Below are 19157 nucleotides of genomic sequence, written 5' to 3'. Positions count from 1 at the left end.
TTGGCATCAACTGTCATCCCGGCGGGCAGGGGCGGGTTCGGGCACGGCGGCCTCGGCATGGGTGCCCACGTCTCCAAAGTTCAGCAGCGTCAAAGCGTCCGACGACGGCGACCCGGCTTTGGCGGAATAGATCCTCAGCAGCTGGTCGGGGTCGTCCGGGAGACTCAGCGTCTCAAAGTTCAGTTCCAGGTCCCCCACCACAGGGTGGTGCAACCTGACGGTGCCTGCGGCGCGGCTGGCGACCCTGTGCCCGGCCCACCACTGACGGAAGTGTTCGCTGTGGACGGCCAGTTCGCCCACGAGCTGGTTTGTTTCGGGGTCATTCGGGTGCCGGCCCACGTCCATGCGCAAGGCACCGACGGCTTCAGCGGCAACGGTCTTCCAGTCGCGGAACAAAGAACCGGCCGCAGGGTCCAGGATGAGCCAACGGGTGAGGTTGCGCTCGGCGGCCGGCAGCAGGCTGAAATCCGTGAACAAAAGGTGTGCCATCCGGTTGCATGCCAGGACATCTGCACGCCTGCCAAGGACCATGGCCGGGACGTCACCCACTGCATCGAGCAACTGTTGGAGAGCCGGACGTACCTTTTGCACGGGGCCGGGGCTGCCTGCGGAGCTGGCGCAATGCTCCAGCAGATCCATCATGTGTGCCTGCTCCCCCGCATCCAGCCGCAACGCACGGGCAACTGCGTCGAGGACCGCCCTGGACGGGTGGATATTGCGGCCCTGTTCCAGGCGGGTGTAATAGTCCGTGCTCACTCCGGAGAGCCGCGCCACCTCTTCGCGGCGAAGCCCGGGCACCCTGCGGGAACCGCTGGATTCCTGCGCGCCGGCGTCCTCCGGCTGGAGACGGGCACGCATGATTTTGAGGAACTTACCGAACTCGGCGCTTTGACCCATTGGTCCATTCTGCCGTCCGGGGCGTGTGAAAGGCCACCGTTATGGGTAGGACTACCAGACCTAGGAAAAACAGGATCAGGCTGTATTGCTGACTCTGCCGCCAAAACTGCATAGGCTCAGTACTGAGCCTCCGAAAACGCTTTCTGGAACCGACTTACGGCCTTAGCCAGAAACCGGAGCGCCACGGCCATAACCATCCCGTCGAAGGAGACCGTCATGCCAGAGCTGACACTGAACAACGGCGTCACCATCCCCCAGCTGGGTTTTGGTGTTTTCCAAGTGCCTGCCGACGAAACGCAGAAGGTGGTGGAAGATGCCCTGGAAACCGGCTACCGCCACATCGATACCGCTGCCGCCTACCGGAACGAGGCAGGAGTCGGCGCCGCAATCAAAGCCTCGGGCATTCCCCGCGAAGAACTCTTCATCACCACCAAGCTCCGCAACGGCGAACAAGGCGAAGCCTATGACGCCTTCCAGCGAAGCAGGGACGCCTTGGGCCTGGAAGTCGTTGACCTCTACCTGATCCACTGGCCGGTCCCGTCACAGGGCCTCTTCACGAAGGCCTGGAAGGAAATGGAGAAGCTGTACCAGGACAAGCAGATCCGGGCCATCGGCATTTCCAACTTCCTGGCCGATCACGTGGACACGCTGCTCCGGGAAGCCGAGGTAGTGCCCGCCGTGAACCAGATCGAACTCCACCCCACGTTCCAGCAGGCAGAACTGGCCAACAAGTGCCGTGACCTTGGCATTGCCGTTGAGGCATACAGCCCGTTGGGACAGGGAAAAGACCTGAACGCCGAGCAAGTGGCCCTTGTCGCGGCAGCACACGGCACTACCCCTGCACAGGTGATCCTCGCCTGGCACCTCGCGCAGGGAACCATCGTGATCCCAAAGTCCGCGGACTCGTCCCGTATGCGGGAGAACTTCGGTGCGGCGGATTTGAGCCTCACCGAATCCGAACTCGCCGCCATCACCGCTCTTGAAGCAGGCGCGCGGATCGGTTCCGATCCCGCCGTCGCCGCTTTCACCCAGCTCTAAGACCGCAAGCCAAGCACAAAGGACCCAACAGACATGCAGTACACCCACCTGGGCCGTTCCGGCCTGAAAGTTTCACGCCTCTGCCTTGGAACCATGAACTTCGGCCCGCAGACGGACGAGGAAACAGCGCATTCCATCATGGACTCCGCGTTGGACTCCGGCATCAACTTCTTCGACACCGCCAATGTTTACGGTGGCGTGGAGCACCGGGGCTGGACCGAAGAAATCATCGGCCGCTGGTTCGCCAAGGGCGGCGAGCGCCGCGAAAGGACCGTGCTGGCCACCAAGCTATACGGCACCATGACGGACCGCCCCAACGAGTCCAAGTTGTCCGCGCTGAACATACGGCGCGCACTTGATGCGAGCCTTAAGCGGCTGCAAACGGACTACATCGACATTTACCAGTTCCACCACATCGACCGGGATACGCCGTGGGATGAGATCTGGCAGGCGATTGAGGTTGCAGTCCAGCAGGGCAAGATCCTCTACTCGGGCAGCAGCAACTTTGCCGGCTGGCACATCGCCCAGGCGCAGGAAGCAGCGCGCCGCCGGAACTACACCGGCTTGGTGAGCGAGCAGTCCATCTACAACCTTTTCAAGCGCGAATTGGAGCTTGAGGTCATCCCGGCCGCGCAGCAGTATGGCTTGGGCCTGATCCCGTGGTCGCCGTTGCAAGGAGGGCTGCTGGGTGGCGTGCTGAAGAAGGAAGAGCAAGGCGTCCGCCGCACTGAGGGCCGGGCACTTGAGACCCTGAAGAAGCACGAGGACCAGATCCGCCAGTACGAGGATTTCGCTGACGAACTCGGCCATGCACCCGGAGACGTCGCGCTGGCATGGCTCCTCCACCAGCCTGCCGTGACTGCACCGATTGTTGGGCCGCGTACGCAGGAGCAATTGGACGCAGCCATCCGCGCGCTGGATGTCTCCCTGAACGAGGACGCCCTCAAGCGCCTCGATGACATCTTCCCGGGCCACCGCCCCGCCCCCGAAGACTACGCCTGGTGAGCAGCCTCCTTCCGGACAGCCTCGGAGCGGCGGCGGACACGGTCTCGCCGAAGAACATCCTGTTCATCGGCGGGACCGGGGTCATTAGTGCGTCGGCGGCTGAACGCGCCGTCGCGCTGAACCACCGGCTGACCATCCTTAACCGGGGACGGTCGGCCGGTCGGCCGGTCCCCGATGGGGCGGAGGTGCTGCACGCGGACGTCCGCGATCCGCAGGCTGTGCGTGAGGTACTTCAGGGAAGGGAGTTCGACGCCGTTGCGGACTTTATTTCCTTCACACCGGATCAGGCGCGGGCCGGCTTGGAGATGTTCCGTGGCAGGACGGGTCAGTACGTCTTCATCAGTTCGGCGTCGGCGTACCAAAAGCCGCCAACCACGCTGCCCATCCGGGAATCCACTCCGTTGAAGAATCCTTTCTGGAAGTACTCGCAGGACAAGATTGCCTGTGAAGAGCTGCTGTTCGAGGCGTACCGCGATCAGGACTTCCCTTTGACGGTGGTTCGCCCATCCCACACCTATGACCGAACGAAGATTGCCATGGTGGGCGGCTGGACTGACATCCATCGCATGCGTGCCGGGATGCCGATCATGGTGCACGGAGACGGGACCTCGCTCTGGACATTGACCCACAGCCGGGACTTTGCCAAGGCCTTCGTTGGTCTCCTGGGCAGGCCGCAGGCCGTTGGCGAAAGCTACACGATCACCTCGGATGAGTTCCTGCCGTGGAACCAGATTTACCGCTTGTTCGCGCGTGCTGCAGGGGTTGAGGAGCCGGAGTTGTTCCACGTTTCCTCGGAGACCATTGCAGCTCACAGTGCGGAGCTCGGTCCCAACTTGCTGGGCGACCGTTCGCACTCGGTGGTGTTCGACAATTCCAAGATCAAGGCGCTCGTTCCCGATTACCGGGCAACCATCCCGTTTGCGGACGGAGCCCGGGAGATCGTGGCGTGGCATGATGCCCACCCGGAACTGCAGGTGGTGAGTGAGGACTACATGGAGCTGAGCGACAAACTCCATGACTGGTCGCGTCGGTAGCTGTTGCCAAGCAGCAAGCGGCCAGCGTAGAAACGAAGAAACCCGGAGGAGACCCAGCCCATGACACGTGCACCGCTTATCGAACTCAACGACGGCCACAAGATCCCGCAACTGGGCCTCGGCACTTGGCCTTTGAATGACGCCCAGGTTGCCGATGCCGTGGTGGAGGCGGTGAGCCACGGGTACCGGCACATCGATACCGCGGTGAAGTACGGGAACGAGAAGGGCGTGGGCAACGGTATCCGCACATCCGGGGTGGATCGTGGGGAACTGTTCATCACCACCAAGCTCGACGGCGAGTACCAGGGTTCCGGGAGGGCTGTTGCCGGCTTGGAGGGTTCGCTGGAACGTCTGGGATTGGACTACGTGGACCTGCTGCTGATTCACTGGCCGCTCCCCCGGCGCGACGAGTTCGTCTCAACCTGGAGAACCTTTGAGGAACTTCAAGCGTCAGGGAAAGCGCGCTCCATCGGAGTTTCCAACTTCAAGCCGGCGCACCTCGACCGCCTGTTCCGGGAAACGGACGTGGTTCCGGCCGTGAACCAGATCCAGCTGAGTCCTTCCGTCCCGAGGTCGGCTGCCCGGGCCTTCAACGAACGCAACGGAATCGTCACAGAGTCCTACAGCCCGCTGGGTGCCAGCAGCGACCTTTTGAATGCCCCGGTCCTGGCGACGGTTGGTGAAAAGTATGGAAAGACGCCGGGACAGGTTGTGCTCCGCTGGCACGTCCAGCAGGGCTTGGTTGCCATACCCAAAACCGCCAACCCCCAGCGCATGAAAGAGAACCTGGACGTTTTCGACTTCGAGCTGGACCAGGACGACCTCACCACGCTTCAGACTCTCGACGGCGGACCAGACGCCGGCGTCGACTCGGACGTGCAGGGGCATTGAGATGACAACGCACGAATCATTGCTCTGGGTTGGCTCCTACACGGCCGACAGGAACGGCCACGGCAAGGGCATCACGGCGCTCTCGGCGGACAGTGACGGTGGGCTGACGGCCATTGGCTTGGCCGTCGAAGCCAATTCGCCGTCCTTCCTGGCGCTGCACCCGACGCTTCCCGTGGTTTACGCCGTAGCGGAGGAAGGCAAGACGGTACGGGCTTATCGCCGGAGTGGCGACACTGCGTTGGAGGCTTTCGGCGATCCTTGGCCCGCGGGCGATGCCACGTGCCACGTCGCTGCGGATCCGCAGGGCCGCTTCATCGTGGCCACCTGTTGGGGCGACGGTCAGGTCATCCTCTACCAACTGGACGACGACGGCGCCATCACCTCGCGCAAGAGCGCGGCGGCCGCCGTCGACCCCCACTCGGCTGCAGCCCCCGGAGGTGAGCGGCCAAGCCGCGCGCATTCGAGCTTGATGCTTCCTGACGGCCGGGTAATGACCACGGATTTGGGGCATGACTTGGTCCGTGTGTGGAGGTACGTGCCGGGTGAAGGCCTGCAGCCCGACCACCAGGTGGTCCTGCCTATGGGTTCGGGTCCCCGGCACATGGCCCGCCACCTGAGCGGGACGGTCTTTGTCGACACGGAGTATTCGGTGGAGGTGGCAGCGGTCCGGATGGAACCGGACGGCACTTACGAGCTCGCATCCGTGGCCCCGGCAAGCGCCACGGGAGCCAAGGACGGCGATGCCGGTGCAGAGATCGCCCTCTCCCCGGATGGACGCTTCGCCTATGTGGGCGTGCGGGGTACCAACCGCATCTGCGTCCTGGAGGTCTCGGGCGAAGGCACCGGGGTTCAGCCGCGCGGAGAGGTACCGTGCGGCGGCGAGTGGCCCCGCCATCATCTGGTTCGCGAAGGCTGGCTGTATGTAGCGAACGAAGGTTCGGACGACGTCGTCAGTTTCAGGCTTGACCCGGAAACCGGGCTGCCGGACGGCCCTGTGGGGCGTGCGGAGATTGGTTCACCCAGCATGTTGCTCGTCGCGGGCTAATTGACACCGGGACAGCACTTGGTACCTATGATCCGCTCAGACATTGGTATCAAGCGCCATCCCGGCGGGTCTTCAGGCTGACCAGACCTCGACGTCGTCCGTGCCGCAAATGAGTTTGCGCCCGGTCGGTTCGAGGACTACCCAGAGCAATTCCTGGTGTTTGGACACGTCGTCCACGCGGCCCGTGCCGGCACCCCAAGCGACGTCGTATATCCACACGGGATCGCCGGCGCTGAGCTCGACCCATTCGGCCGCAGGCACGTGGCGGTAGCCGGCCGGCCTGTTCAGGATGGAGCTGGTCATGCCGAAACTTCAGCGGCGGCCTGCCGCCGCCATACCGTGGCCACGCCGTTGTGGGCCGGCAGCACATGGCCTTCAGCAAAAACCTGGACGACATCCGGCTCGCAGTCCGGGCTCCACAGTCCCGATGCCGGGCAGTGGGAACCGGTGGGCATGACGCGGGTGGCTCGTTCGCGCAAGAGGGCGATGCTCTTCATCGTTGAAACTCATCCTTGGGTAGTTCGCGGTACTTTGTGAAGCAGATCTCTTCAACCCTATGCAAGCGAGTGACGCTTTGTTATGGACGGCCGCACAACATTCTGAGTTATGGATGGGCAAAGGCACAGCAGCCTGAAACATCGATTCAGACCGGCAATTCTGCAAACGCTTCCAGCTTTTCTGGAATCAGGAGCCTAATCCGACGAGTCAACGGCCGCTTACTCTGGATTAACATCACGCAAGCGCTTACAGTTGTGACTTGTCCCACAGCACTGTCGCTAGAGGAAGGCTTCACTTGTCACTCCGCAGCTCCGGATCCCCCAACAACACGTCCTTCAAGAGAAGGGCGGCTGTCGTCCTCATGACGACGGCCGTCCTCACCGCATCTGCGGTACTCCCGGCAGGCGCCGCGCCCGGCGTCTCCGCGAAGAACCCTGACCCCACGGCCCAACACTCCATCCGGGGCGGTGTCAGCAACCAGAACTTCTACTTCGTCATGGCCGACCGCTTCAAGAACGGAACCGCCGGCAATGACGACGGGGGCCTGGGTTCCGATCCCATGGTGTCCGGCTTCGATCCCACCCGCAAAGGCTTCTACAACGGGGGCGATCTGAAGGGCCTGCAGGACCAGCTGGACTACATCCAGGGCTTGGGCACCAACGCCCTCTGGCTCACTCCCAGTTTCAAGAACAAGGCCGTACAAGGTGACGGAACGCCGGCGAACAGCTCCGCCGGGTATCACGGGTATTGGGTCACCGACTTCACCCAGATCGACCCCCACCTGGGCACCAACGCCGAGCTCAAGACGCTCATAGACGCCGCCCACGCCCGCGGCATGAAGGTGTACTTCGACATCATCACCAACCACACGGCCGATGTGATCCAGTACCAGGAGACGTCCTCAGCTCCCTACATTTCCAAGGAAACCGAGCCCTACCGCGCCGCCACGGGCGAGGTCTTCGATGACCGCGATTACGCCGGGACGCAGGACTTCCCTGCCCTGGACGCGGCAACGTCGTTCCCCTATACGCCCGTAGTCCCCGCGGCTGAGAAGGACGTCAAGGTTCCTTCCTGGCTGAACGACCCCACGCTCTACCACAACCGCGGCAACACCAACTTTGCCGGCGAAGACTCCCTGTACGGCGACTTCTTCGGGCTGGATGACCTTTTCACCGAGAACCCCAAGGTGGTCAACGGGATGATGGACGTCTACAAAACGTGGATCAGGGACTTCGGAGTGGACGGCTTCCGCATTGACACCATGAAACACGTCAATGACGAGTTTTGGCAGCAGTTCGGCCCACAAGTGCTCAGCTATGCCAAGGAGCAGGGCAAGGACGAGTTCTTCATGTTCGGGGAGGTCTTCGATACCTCCAAGACCGTCACGTCCAAGTTCACCACCAAGAACAAGATGCAAGCCGTCCTGGACTTCGGCTTCCAAGGTGCAGCCCGCAGCTTCGCATCACAAGGCAGCAAGGCCACCGGCCTGGCAGACTTCTTCAACGGTGATGACTGGTACACGGATGCCGATTCCAACGTCTACCAACTGCCCACATTCCTGGGTAACCATGACATGGGCCGCATCGGCACCTTTATCGCCCAGGACAACCCGGGAGCATCCGACGCGGAACTGTTGGAGCGCGACGAGCTGGCCCATGAGCTGATGTACTTCTCGCGCGGCAACCCGGTGATCTATTACGGCGATGAGCAGGGCTTCACCGGCGCCGGCGGGGACCAGGACTCGAGGCAGACCATGTTCGCCAGCAAGGTCCAGGAGTATTTGGATGATGACCTTTTGGGAACCAACGCCACGCATGCCACGGACAACTTCAACACCGGGCACCCGCTGTACAAAAAGATCAGCGAGCTCGCGGCCCTCGCAGCGGACCACCCCACGCTCCGTACCGGTGCCCAGCAAGACCGCTACGCCGCTGATGGGGCCGGGATCTACGCCTTCTCACGCATCGACGCCAAGGAACAGCGTGAATACATCGTGGCTGTGAACAACAGCGAGACCGCACAGACCGCGGCGATCCCAACGTACGAAGCGAAACAGCCGTTCAAGCTGGTTTACGGTGAGGCCGCCAAGAACGCCAAGTCCGGTCAGGATGCGAAGCTGGCTGTCACCGTCCCGCCGCTTTCCGCAGTGGTTTATGAAGCAGCGGGGCGACTCGCCAAATCGAAGGCCGCACCCGCCGTCGTACTCAAGAAGCCGGTCACGGCGGCTGGGGACGCCACCCGCCAGAAGGTGACGGCCGACGTCGACGGTAACTCGTTCTATGAGGTCACCTTCCAGGCGCGTACTGCAGGTGGCGACTGGGCGTCGATCGGCACGGACGACAACGCGCCGTATCAGGTGTTCCACGACGTCTCGTCGCTGGAGTCCGGCACGTCCGTGGAGTACCGCGCTGTGGTGCTGGACAACCGCGGGCAGACGTCCGCCAGTGAGCCCCGCAGCGGTGTGGTGGGAGAACCGACGCAGCCCGAGACCGTCACTGTGGCCGGCAGCCTCAACACCGAACTGGGTTGCACCGAAGACTGGCAGCCGTCCTGCGGGCAGGGGCTCATGAGCTACGAGCCGACGCACCGACTGTGGCAGCTGAATGTCCCCAACCTGCCCGCGGGCACGTATGAATTCAAGGCCGCACTCAACGGCACGTGGGACGAAAACTACGGCGCGCGTGGCGAGTTGAATGGCCCCAACGTCGTGTTCACGCACCCCGGCGGCGCCGTCACGTTCCTTTACGACCACTCCACCAACGTGATCAGCGCGGTCTCCGCGGGCCCGCAGCCGGCGGCCGTTTCGGTACCCGGCAGCCTGAATTCCGAGCTTGGCTGCTCGGGCGACTGGATGCCGGACTGCGCCCAGGCGCAGCTGCAGCTGGACCCGTCGGATGGGATCTGGAAGCTGTCAGTGCCCAACCTGGCCGCCGGCAGTTACGAGTTCAAGGCCGCCATCAATGGCTCCTGGGCTGAGAACTACGGTCTCGGCGGCGCCCCGAACGGCAGCAATATCGCCTTGAAGCACGACGGCGGCCCGGTCACCTTCCGGTACGACCCCGCCGGACATCTGGTCACCGTCCGCTAACCCAAAGGAGGGGACAGCAAACGTCGCTCCGGGCTGCCAACTGCCGGGCGGGGTGCCCGGCGCATTGAATGGACAGTGGGCCCACCCGGAATCACAGTGGTGTCCGTGACAAGGAAACCAAGGCGTCCGTAAAGGCGCACGTTACGCTCGTCCGAGGTTTCAAGCACCACGGCACCTGCCTCTCGATCTATTCGCGTGAGACCCTCCGAGGCCACGGCCGTACCCAGCCCTTTGCCTTGATGTGCCGGGTCTACGCCCACGGTGGCCAAGGTCCACGCCGGCCCCTTTGGCTGGGGCAAGCTCAGATCAATCAACGCGGTCGCTCGAGAACCCAGCAGTTCCAGAACTTCGATCTGCATATCGGGACCAGGCTCGGGCGCATCAGGGGGAAGGAATGCAGCGACGGAGTGCAGTTGTTCATCCACCAGGACCAATCCATGGGTAAGCGCATGTCCCAGGTAGAGGTACTGCAGCCGTTCGAGTCTCTGTTCATAATCAACGTCAGGAACCGACCATCTCGTCCAAGGGTAAGTCTCAAAGGCAAGGCCAAGTACTCGGGCAGCAACCCCGAGGTCTGCGCCGGTTGCCTGGCGAACCATATCTGTCATGAGAAATGCTCCTAGCGAATAAAGGCCTTCTGCCAAAGTACCTGAGATTACGGCAGCGCCAGTCAAGGTCCCCACGGGGGACGGCAAACGTCGCTCCGGGCTGCCAGAGCGACGTTTGCTATCCCCCGGATGGGGCTATTTGTAGCTCACGCTCAGAAGCATCGACTTCAACTGGGCGTACTGCGTTGTGTTCATCCAGGCCTTGGCCGCTTCCGGGGTGGCAAAGGTGGGCCGTTTGTTGATGTCAAACTTCACGTAGGCCATCATGAACCCGTTGGGCATCTTGATCTGGTTTGTGCCGGAAGAAGCCTGCCCGGATTGAAGCTCAGAGGACAGCCGGATGTCCATGACGTACGCCGGGGGAGTGTCGGAACGCCCAGTAGCCGTGGGCATTCCACCGTTACCGGAGTTGTAGTCGAAGTTCATGAAGTAGTTCAAGGAAAAACCGAATTCCACCTGGTTTCCTGCTGTATCCGTTACCCCGGGAACCACGGCACGGTCCAGAACTGTGCGGTCCACCAGTCCGGCAGTACCGTCGCCGTAGAAACCGCTGCTCATGAAAGCGACCTCGGCGCCGGTGTTGTCCAAAACGGTGACTCCGTCGGAAGGACCTTGTTCCGGGCGAACGGTCCAGCCCACGGGGTAGGTGAAGGAAACGTGTCCATCCGGGAAAGTGAACGTCTGCGCTGTGGCCACGGGAGCAGGCGGCTGCGTTGGAGCCGTTGTCGGTGCAACCGCCGGAACAGTCGGAGCCGCCGGCGGAGTGGTGACCGGAACAGTCGCCTCCGGGGTGGCCGAGGGCGTGGGTGTGGCTGTGGGAGTAGGGGTGGGGGTAACGGAAGCACTCGGCGTAGGTGCCGGCTCAGTCGGGCTGACGGTCACTGCCGGCGCGGGAGCCACTGTGAGCGGGCCAAAGTTGGCCGCAACCAGGACACCCGCGGTGACAGCCGCAGCACCAAGCAACAACCCGCCCGCGATCCGGGCCTTTCGGCGCTTGCGGTCTTCAAGGGACACCACTCCGGCTGTCGGGTTGCTGTCGCTGAAAACCCGAGGGCCTGTGAGCATGCGCGCCAAAGCTTCTTCAGAGTTGACCTCGGTGCGCTCGTCCGCAAGCGGGTCAATCGCTGATATCTGGTTCTTGATCGGATCCATTGTCTTCAGACCCCCATCTTTTGTGTAGTCGTTTCGGCGCCGGAGGGCAGCTGTTTCCGGAACGCGGTCCGGGCCCGGTGCAGACGGACCTTGGCTGCTGATTCACTGCACTGCAGCACTCCGGCGATGTCAGTGGTACCCAGCCCGTCCCAGTAGGCCAGCTGCAGAATTTCGCGGTCCTGCACCCGCAAGCGGTCCATCGCATCCTGTACCGCTACGTTCCCGGAGTCATCCCCGAAACGCTCCACCGCCGTCGTGCGCAGCTTTTCCTGCAGAGCCTGCTGCCGGTCGCGGCTGCGGTAGGCATTACCCACAAGGTTGCGCGCTATGGCGAGCAAGTATCCGAGTTCCGGCCGGGCATCATCCGACCATTTTTGCCATACGACCCGGAAAACGTCGGCGGCGATCTCTTCAGCCATCTCCGCCGATTCGACGCGTCGGCGCACGAACCTGAAGACGGATGGATAGCTGTCTTTGTGAATGGCGATGAACGCCAATTCGCGCTCGGAAAGCACGATTTCCCCCTGAAAAGTAGAGCCCTGAACTGCAGGATACTTGTATAGTTTCCGGCCAGGCCGCCGGGGTTACACGTGGCGGTAGCTTTCTTCTCAACGCCATCACGATAGATTCAAGACACCGAATCCCGAGCGAAAGCGTGGCACAGCAATGGTGCAGACAGGACCCGCGGCAGAATGGGCCCGCAAACAGGTTGAGCTCGGGCGCGTGCCCGTTGCCGTGCTGGGGATCGCCTCCAGCCAGGGCATCGAGGACATTGTGGCGTTCGGGACCGACGGCGGCAGGCAGGCAACAGCCGAGGACCACTTTGCGCTGTTCTCGGTGACAAAGCCGGTCACTGCCCTGACCGTCATGCGGCAGGTTGAGCTTGGGAAGTTGTCACTGGGCAACACGCTGGGTGACGTCCTCCCGGACTTCGGCGCAAGCCGCACGGACACGGTGACGCTGGAGCACCTTCTCAGCCACCGCTCCGGGATTGCTGATCCGGCGCTCGACGGCGGCGCTCCCCTCCGCGAGGACCTCACCTCCGCCGAACAGGCCTTCTATGCGGGTTCCCTTGTCCAGTATTGCAATATCGCTTTCGAAGGTGCTGCAGCGATGGCCGAGTGGGCTGACGGGCGCCCGTTCGAGGAGCAACTCCTGTCCCTGGCCGGTGACACAGGTGCCGGCGGCCTGACGTTCGGCACCGACTGCAACCCGCACAGAATCCACGGCACCGAGGCTGCGGGTTTGAACGTGGATGCCATGTATCGGAAGAGGCATCCGGGTGCGGGGCTGTTCGGTACGGCAGCGGACCTGCTCAACCTGGGTTCCGAGCTTCTGGGGCAGACCGGGAAGGCCGTTCGCCCCGCCACGCTGGCTGCGATGCGCCGTCCGCGGACCACTGAGGTTTCCCACATCACCACCCGGCCCGAGCCCCTCCGCCACACCGGGCTGGGATTCCAGCTGCCCGCCAACGAGTCTGAGCTGCTGGCACAGGGAATCTACGGCCATCCCGGGTGGGCCGGGACGGAGTGGTGGATGCTCCCCGAACAGGACCGCTGCGTCGTGTTTCTGACCAACGTACTGGACACCCCGGATCTCGGCGTGGACACCACCGAGCTTTTCAACGCGGTAGCGGTTTCCTAGGACCCGGCCGTGACGCTCCGGCCACGCCAGGCGGACACGGCCCACACCAGCACGAACAGGCCCACCAGGATCAGGCCTGCGTCGCCGAGGTCGATCTCCCCGAGCCAGGTTGTCAGGGGGTCCTCCAACCCGAACGCGGAATTGACGAAACCGCCGAGGGTGATCACGGAGATGAACAGCGCCGAGACGGCCGAAATGCCCGTGATGACAGCGTTGAAACCGAGCTTGCGCTGCGGGTTACGGATGGCGGTTTTGTACATCTTCATCATGGCCACGCCGTTGGCGGAATCGCAAAGGGTCATGGCTGCTGTGAACGCGAGCGGGAGGGCCATCAAGGCCAGCGGCGAGACTCCGGCGAGTGACGCCGTCGTCGTGAGGACCAGCAGCCCGATGGTGGTGGCGGTGTCGAAACCCAAGCCGAACAGGAAGCCGATCACGTAAATGTTCCGCGGCCGCTCCACCTTCGACAAGGGCTTGGCGAGCAGCCGGGCCACCAGGCCTTTTGCTTCCAGGTCTTCGGGACGCACGTCCCCGCCGGCCTGGACTTTCCGGTATGCCTGCGTGGCGCGAACAAACGCGGAGCCGTTGAACAGTCCCATGGTCAGCAGGAACAACCCGGACACACCGCTGCCGATGAGGCCCAGGATCTTGTTGCCCGTGGTGCCGTCTTCCATGAACTGGCCGATCAGCGTCGCCCCGGCCACTACCAGCACTCCCGCGAGGATCACCACGGAGCTGTGCCCCAGGCTGAACGCGAATCCCACGCTCACGGGGTCCTTGTGCTGCGCCACGAATTTGCGGGTGGAGTTGTCGATCGCGGCGATGTGGTCCCAGTCGTAGCTGTGCTTGATGCCGGCCACGTAAGCGGTAATCACCAACCCGAGCGCCAGCGGCTGGGCGCCACCGGCGGAACCAAACAACAAAAGCACGACGGCGGCAACGTGCAAAGCGGCCACGGCACCAAAAGTGAACAGCAGCCGGGTCCGCAGGGACAACGTTTCCCGCTCCCGGTACATGGTGGCGAATTCGGTCAGCGCAGTCATCAGTACTTCCTCAGATTCAAGGGCGCCTGTCCGTACCAACGGTCGCGCAGAACGCCCGTACAAGCACCCAGCAATGTGTTGAGTTCCTCGGTGCTGTTCGACAACGATCGCAGCACAAGCCCGGTGGTCCCGGCAATAGTCGCGGTCAAAGAAACTCCGGTATACGCGTCAAAATCCCTGGCAATTCGGGCCAGTTCATCAGCAAGCTCCTGGTTCACCCGCGGATCCACTACCACCAACGATCCCAGGTGGCTGAAACCCTCCATGAACCCCATCCCGGTCACATCCCCCAGGGGCGGCCGGATCAGGAGATTATCCAGGGCCAGCAGTTCCTGGTGCTCCCCCGTTCGGACGTGAATCTCATTCCGCAGTCTCACTTCTTCGAACTTGAAGGATGCCCCGTCCGGGGACCACCCCGGCGTGACCACCTCAGCCATGACAAGGCACGACGCCGGGTGGAGACTGATGCGCGAATTCTGCCGATAGCTCGCCTCTCGATAGGCGATCAACTGATCGGGCACCAACTCCAGCCGCGCGCCCTCCCCCAGTTTGATACTCATCCGCTGCTCAGCGAACGACCCCGGAGTCCGGTACACCTTGGCGGCCGACTGCGTGGTCAACAACAGATCAGCCCCCGCCTCAACCTCCACGTCAATGACGAACACATCCGCCCCCAGATACGCCCCGCCGGGATTGACCATGACGTAGCAAACCTGCCCGGACCCATCCAAGTAATGCGGCCTGAGCACCCTCAAAGCGCCCTCATGAAACTGCCGCGAAGCAACGGACCGCCCACCCCGCACACTAACGCCCAACTCCAACCGCCCCCGCACGGGCCCTTCGCCCAAGGCCAACGTGGAGCCGGGCCCCAGGTTCCCCACAACGTCTGAGCCGAAATCGACCTGCGTCGTCGTGTTCATACGCGTATCTCGCGTGGTGTCGTAACCACCGAGGCGGCGGAGCCGGGGATAAGGAACTGGCCTTTTGTCGCGACAATGCGGGTGGGGCGATCCGCGAACGCGGATGAAGGGGGTCGCGGCGTGGCGGGCATCGCGGAGCGGGCACGGCCCCCTTCATCCGCGGGCGCCGCCCAAGGTGACTTAACCGCCAACTCGCATCGGTTCATTGGGCCAAGTCAAGCATCAGGACATCGCGTCGGATCCAGTTCAGGACTTCCTCGAGTCCTTCATCCGTCTTGAGGTTCGTGAAGCAGAACGGTTTGTTGCCACGGAATTCCTTGGAGTCGCGCTCCATGACGGAGAGGTCTGCTCCGACGTGGGGTGCCAGGTCCGTTTTGTTGATGATGAAGAGGTCGGACTTGATCATGCCTTGTCCGGCTTTGCGCGGGATCTTTTCGCCTTGCGCGACGTCGATGATGTAGATGGAGAAGTCGACGAGTTCGGGGCTGAAGGTGGCGGAGAGGTTGTCGCCGCCGGATTCGACGAAGATGACTTGGAGCTCCGGGTGCCGGGCTTTGAGTTCTTCGATGGCCGCAGTGTTCATGGAGGTGTCTTCGCGAATGGCGGTGTGAGGGCAACCGCCGGTTTCGACGCCGATGATCCGGTCCTCGGGGAGGATGCCGTTGGCGGCGAGGATTTTGGCGTCTTCGATGGTGTAGATGTCGTTGGTGATGGCGGCCATGGAGATGTCTCGGCTCATGTGGCGGGTGATGCGTTCCACGAGCTGTGTCTTGCCTGCTCCGACGGGTCCGCCGATTCCGATCTTGATGGGTTCAGTCATGTGTTCTGTCCTTTGCACTAACTAGCTCATGAACATGCGGGCGCGTTGCCGTTCGTGCCGCATTTGTGAAATTTCCAGTCCGGGGCTGACTGCCCCAAAGTCGTCCCAGCACAGCTGTGCTACATCCCGGCCGGCGGCAGCAACGGCGTCGTGTGCTTGGCGAAGTACCCGCTGCCCGGCGTTCTGCCCAAGCGGTATGGCGCGCACGGCGTTCTGCGTCAACGAAGTAACCGTGGCAAACAAATAAGCGGAAAGCGCCGCTTCAAAAGGAACGCCGAGCGACCGCGCAATAACCCCAAAAGCCAAAGGCTGATGCCCCATGGCGCCGCCCTCACGAACGAGCCCCCGATAAGCCTCCAACTCCCCTGACGGAAACACCTCCCCGCCAATCTCAAGCAACCGTCCGCCCATCTTCAAAGAAGCCTCCCGAACCTCCCGAGCCAACAGCTGCCCGGTAAGAACAGAATCCAACAGGCCAACATCCACCCCCTCATAAAGGAAACGCAGAGCCAACCCATCCGAATAAACCAACTGCTGCCCCACAAATGCGCTCAACCAAGTACCGAAAGTGACCTCATCCCCCACAAGCCCCCGCTCGATATAGCTCTCAAACCCCAAAGAATGAGCAAAAGCGCCCGTCGGCAAAGCCGAGTCGGTCAACTGTTGGAGAGCCAGCTGATATGTCGCGCTCAAAGCGCACCCCCGGCGGTGCGAACTGTGCGCTGGAGCGGAGCTGGGAAGGGGGCCGCGGCGTGGCGGGCCACGCGGGGGGCCCACTGCCGCGAGGGCCCCGACCTGAGCTTGCGAAGGTTGGGAGCGGCTGGGGACGGGCACGGCCCCCTTCCCAGCGAAGCGAAAGCGCACGCACCCAACCTGCCGGGGCGCATGACTTTAGTGCGAGTGCTCAGCATGGCGGAAGGGCACCGGCATGACCCGCTCTTGCCTGTCGTAGGGGACGCCGACGCTCTTCAGATAGTCCTCTACGGTGTGGTCGTACTGGCACACCATGACTTCGGCTTCATATTCGGATGCGGCATCAAAGAATTGCGCCTGCAGATGCCGGTTGCCGAGCGAGTGCGCAACCACGCCCATTTCGTGGATGCTCCTTGGCGCTATCACCAGGACGTCCGTTGGCAGCACGGAGATGACGATGACGTTGTGGTCGTCGACTGCCAGGATGTCGCCGTCGCGGAGGTCGCCGGAGCCGCTGGGCAGACGGATGCCGAGTTCCTTGCCGTGGTCGGTGGTGACCCGTTGGATCCTTTTGACGAGGAGGCTGCTGGGGAGGACCACTTTTTCCGTGTGCCTGCCCGCATAACTGCCTGCGGGCTGTTCGTGGACGTTGCCCAGAATTTGTTCGATGATCATCGGGCTCCTAGAAGAGGAAGTAGCGCTGCGCCATGGGCAGGACGTCGGAGGGCTGGGAGGTGACTTCTTCGCCGTCGACCGTCACTTTGTAGGTTTCGGGGTCGACGGCGATGTCCGGGGTTTCGCCGTTGTATTTCAGGTCCGCTTTGGTGAGGTTGCGGATGCCGGACACGGGCTTGATGATGCGTTCGAGGCCGAGTTCGGCGGGCACTCCGGCGTCGATGGCTGCCTGGGACAGGAAGGTGATGGACGTTTGCTGGAGCGCCTTCCCGTAGGTGGCGAACATGGGCCGCATGGTACGGGGTTGGGGCGTGGGGATGGAGGCGTTGGAGTCTCCCATCAGCGCGTAGGCGATCTGGCCGCCTTTGATGACGAGTTCGGGTTTCACGCCGAAGAACGCGGGGTCCCAGAGGACGAGGTCCGCGAATTTGCCTTCTTCCACGGAACCGATCACGTCTGCCATTCCTTGGGCGATGGCCGCGTTGATGGTGTATTTGGCGACGTAGCGTTTGAGACGGAAGTTGTCGGAGCCGGCGGAGCCGTGGGTGGTCCCGGTTGGATCCGTCAGCACTCCCCGTTGCCGTTTCATGGCGTCGGCTACCTGCCAGGTGCGCGTCACTACTTCGCCTACCCGGCCCATGGCCTGGGAGTCCGATGACGTGATGGCGAAGATGCCGAGGTCGTGCAGGACGTCTTCGGCGGCGATGGTTTCGGCCCGGATCCGGGAGTCGGCGAAGGCCACGTCTTCGGGAATGTCCGGGTTGAGGTGGTGGCAGACCATGAGCATGTCCAAGTGCTCTTCGATGGTGTTGCGCGTGTACGGCAGCGTGGGGTTGGTGGAGGCGGGAAGAACGTTGGGCAGCCCGGCGATTTTGATGATGTCCGGGGCGTGGCCGCCGCCTGCGCCTTCGGTGTGGAAGGTGTGGATGACCCGGCCGTCGATCGCCCGAATGGTGTCTTCGACGAAGCCGCACTCGTTGAGGGTGTCGGTGTGGATGGCCACCTGGATGTCGTATTCGTCGGCGACGCGCAGCGACATGTCAATGGATGAGGTGGTGGAGCCCCAGTCCTCGTGGACTTTCAGTCCTACGGCACCTGCCCGGATCTGCTCTGCGAGGGGCTCGACGGCGGACGCGTGGCCCTTGCCGAACAGGCCGATGTTGACGGGGAGCCCTTCGGCGGCCTGGAGCATCCGCGAGATGTGCCAGGCTCCGGGGGTGATGGTGGTGGCTTTGGTTCCTTCGGCGGGACCCGTGCCGCCGCCGACCATCGTGGTGATGCCGTTGCACAGGGCCGCAGGGACCTGTTCCGGGGAGATGAAGTGGATGTGGGTGTCGATGCCGCCGGCTGTGAGGATCTTCCGTTCGCCGGCGATGATCTCCGTGCTGGCGCCGATCACGATGTCCACGCCGTCAGTGATCTGCGGGTTCCCGGCCTTGCCGATCTTGAAAATATGCCCGTCTTTGAGCGCGACGTCGGCTTTGTAGATCCCGGTGTAATCCAGGACCACCACGTTGGTGATCACGGTGTCAGGGATGTCTTCGACGCGGGTCAGTTGGCCGTTTTGGCCCATGCCGTCGCGGATTACTTTTCCACCGCCGAACACTACTTCTTCGCCGTGGACCGTGTGGTCCTTCTCGATCTCAAGGAACAGTTCGGTGTCCGCCAGACGGATGGCATCCCCGGTGGTGGGTCCGTACAGTTCGGAGTATTGCTTGCGGGAAATCTCGAAGCTCACTGGTGGTCCCTTTCCGCTGCGACGCCCGGGCGGGGTTCACCGGCAACGTCAGTGCCGCCGTCGAGCTTTCCGTTGACTGCGTTGCTGAGGCCGAACACTTCGCGTGACCCGGCGAGTTCAATCAGCCGGACCGTTTTCCTGTCCCCGGGTTCGAAACGCGCGGCGGTGCCCGCCGGGATGTCCAGGCGGCGGCCGTACGCGGCGTCGCGGTCGAATTCCAAGGCGCGGTTCGCTTCGGCGAAGTGATAGTGCGAACCGATCTGCACCGGCCGGTCGCCGCGGTTCACTACCTCGACGGCGATCGCCTCACGGCCGCTGTTGCAGGCGATGGAACCTGGCTGGAGCCTGTATTCACCGGGGATCATGGG

The 19157-nt window shown here is 62.9% G+C and carries 20 protein-coding genes; 7 read left to right on the top strand and 13 right to left on the bottom strand.

Features of this window, described 5'->3' with window-relative positions:
- Positions 1-6: 6 nt before the first annotated feature.
- Positions 7-897, bottom strand: a complete 891-nt coding sequence (locus tag PYR64_RS20645) for a helix-turn-helix transcriptional regulator (RefSeq protein WP_275777378.1) — start codon at positions 895-897, stop codon at positions 7-9.
- Between the two features lie 216 nt (positions 898-1113).
- Between PYR64_RS20645 and PYR64_RS20640 the strand changes: the two genes are divergently transcribed.
- The 5 genes from PYR64_RS20640 to PYR64_RS20620 are packed head-to-tail and all read left to right on the top strand — an operon-like array spanning position 1114 to position 5910.
- The gene (locus tag PYR64_RS20640; RefSeq protein ID WP_018780205.1) at positions 1114-1935 is read left to right on the top strand and encodes an aldo/keto reductase; all 822 of its coding nucleotides are present in this window, start codon (positions 1114-1116) and stop codon (positions 1933-1935) included.
- Positions 1936-1968: 33 nt separating this feature from the next.
- Positions 1969-2940, top strand: a complete 972-nt coding sequence (locus PYR64_RS20635; RefSeq protein ID WP_039239253.1) for an aldo/keto reductase — start codon at positions 1969-1971, stop codon at positions 2938-2940.
- Positions 2937-3974, top strand: a complete 1038-nt coding sequence (locus tag PYR64_RS20630; RefSeq protein WP_275777374.1) for an NAD-dependent epimerase/dehydratase family protein — start codon at positions 2937-2939, stop codon at positions 3972-3974. Before PYR64_RS20635 ends, PYR64_RS20630 begins: the two co-directional genes overlap by 4 nt.
- A gap of 60 nt (positions 3975-4034) precedes the next feature.
- Entirely contained in the window at positions 4035-4865 is an 831-nt protein-coding gene (locus PYR64_RS20625) for an aldo/keto reductase (protein WP_018780208.1), read from the top strand.
- A 1-nt stretch (position 4866) separates the two neighbouring features.
- Positions 4867-5910: a beta-propeller fold lactonase family protein gene (locus tag PYR64_RS20620; protein ID WP_275777372.1), complete on the top strand. Its 1044-nt coding sequence runs from the start codon at positions 4867-4869 to the stop codon at positions 5908-5910.
- 72 nt (positions 5911-5982) lie between these two features.
- Here PYR64_RS20620 and PYR64_RS20615 read toward each other — a convergent pair whose 3' ends face one another.
- The gene (locus PYR64_RS20615; RefSeq protein ID WP_275777370.1) at positions 5983-6213 is read right to left on the bottom strand and encodes a hypothetical protein; all 231 of its coding nucleotides are present in this window, start codon (positions 6211-6213) and stop codon (positions 5983-5985) included.
- Positions 6210-6407: a hypothetical protein gene (locus PYR64_RS20610; protein WP_064723466.1), complete on the bottom strand. Its 198-nt coding sequence runs from the start codon at positions 6405-6407 to the stop codon at positions 6210-6212. The genes PYR64_RS20615 and PYR64_RS20610 overlap by 4 nt, the downstream gene beginning before the upstream one ends.
- A gap of 362 nt (positions 6408-6769) precedes the next feature.
- On the opposite strand from PYR64_RS20610, the gene PYR64_RS20605 reads away from it, so the two are divergent.
- The gene (locus tag PYR64_RS20605) at positions 6770-9496 is read left to right on the top strand and encodes an alpha-amylase family glycosyl hydrolase (RefSeq protein WP_275780027.1); all 2727 of its coding nucleotides are present in this window, start codon (positions 6770-6772) and stop codon (positions 9494-9496) included.
- On the opposite strand, the gene PYR64_RS20600 is transcribed toward PYR64_RS20605, so the two are convergent.
- The 3 genes from PYR64_RS20600 to PYR64_RS20590 form a co-directional block, all read right to left on the bottom strand.
- Positions 9493-10104 carry a GNAT family N-acetyltransferase gene (locus PYR64_RS20600; protein WP_275777367.1) on the bottom strand — a complete coding sequence of 204 codons (612 nt, stop codon included), beginning with the start codon at positions 10102-10104 and terminating at the stop codon, positions 9493-9495. The two genes, PYR64_RS20605 and PYR64_RS20600, sit on opposite strands and share 4 nt — an antisense overlap.
- A gap of 135 nt (positions 10105-10239) precedes the next feature.
- The gene (locus PYR64_RS20595) at positions 10240-11256 is read right to left on the bottom strand and encodes a hypothetical protein (RefSeq protein ID WP_275777365.1); all 1017 of its coding nucleotides are present in this window, start codon (positions 11254-11256) and stop codon (positions 10240-10242) included.
- A gap of 5 nt (positions 11257-11261) precedes the next feature.
- Complete coding sequence (locus PYR64_RS20590; RefSeq protein ID WP_018780215.1) at positions 11262-11771, bottom strand: sigma-70 family RNA polymerase sigma factor; 510 nt, start codon at positions 11769-11771, stop codon at positions 11262-11264.
- A 151-nt stretch (positions 11772-11922) separates the two neighbouring features.
- Here PYR64_RS20590 and PYR64_RS20585 point away from each other — a divergent pair, with 151 nt between their 5' ends.
- On the top strand, positions 11923-12900 hold the full coding sequence (locus tag PYR64_RS20585; RefSeq protein ID WP_275777363.1) for a serine hydrolase domain-containing protein: 978 nt from the start codon (positions 11923-11925) through the stop codon (positions 12898-12900).
- Here the strand turns inward: PYR64_RS20585 and PYR64_RS20580 are convergent.
- The 7 genes from PYR64_RS20580 to PYR64_RS20550 all read right to left on the bottom strand — a co-directional run bounded on the left by PYR64_RS20580 (position 12897) and on the right by PYR64_RS20550 (position 19154).
- A complete protein-coding gene (locus tag PYR64_RS20580; protein WP_275777361.1) occupies positions 12897-13943 on the bottom strand; it encodes a nickel transporter in 1047 nt (348 codons plus the stop codon). The genes PYR64_RS20585 and PYR64_RS20580 overlap by 4 nt on opposite strands.
- Positions 13943-14863 carry an urease accessory protein UreD gene (locus PYR64_RS20575; RefSeq protein ID WP_345799339.1) on the bottom strand — a complete coding sequence of 307 codons (921 nt, stop codon included), beginning with the start codon at positions 14861-14863 and terminating at the stop codon, positions 13943-13945. The genes PYR64_RS20580 and PYR64_RS20575 overlap by 1 nt, the downstream gene beginning before the upstream one ends.
- Positions 14864-15065: 202 nt before the next feature.
- Entirely contained in the window at positions 15066-15683 is a 618-nt protein-coding gene (ureG, locus tag PYR64_RS20570; RefSeq protein ID WP_275777359.1) for an urease accessory protein UreG, read from the bottom strand.
- 21 nt (positions 15684-15704) lie between these two features.
- A complete protein-coding gene (locus PYR64_RS20565) occupies positions 15705-16376 on the bottom strand; it encodes an urease accessory protein UreF (protein WP_275777357.1) in 672 nt (223 codons plus the stop codon).
- Positions 16377-16574: 198 nt separating this feature from the next.
- A complete protein-coding gene (ureE, locus tag PYR64_RS20560; protein ID WP_018780221.1) occupies positions 16575-17051 on the bottom strand; it encodes an urease accessory protein UreE in 477 nt (158 codons plus the stop codon).
- Positions 17052-17058: 7 nt separating this feature from the next.
- On the bottom strand, positions 17059-18789 hold the full coding sequence (ureC, locus tag PYR64_RS20555; protein WP_055973675.1) for an urease subunit alpha: 1731 nt from the start codon (positions 18787-18789) through the stop codon (positions 17059-17061).
- On the bottom strand, positions 18786-19154 hold the full coding sequence (locus PYR64_RS20550; protein ID WP_018780223.1) for an urease subunit beta: 369 nt from the start codon (positions 19152-19154) through the stop codon (positions 18786-18788). The genes ureC and PYR64_RS20550 overlap by 4 nt, the downstream gene beginning before the upstream one ends.
- Between the last annotated feature and the right edge of the window lie 3 nt (positions 19155-19157).

The sequence above is a fragment of the Paenarthrobacter sp. Y-19 genome, from assembly GCF_029223985.1.
In the GTDB taxonomy this organism is placed as follows: Bacteria; Actinomycetota; Actinomycetes; order Actinomycetales; family Micrococcaceae; genus Arthrobacter; species Arthrobacter nicotinovorans.
Note: the sequence above shows the minus strand (reverse complement) of the source record. Positions and strands in the feature narration are given on the sequence as shown.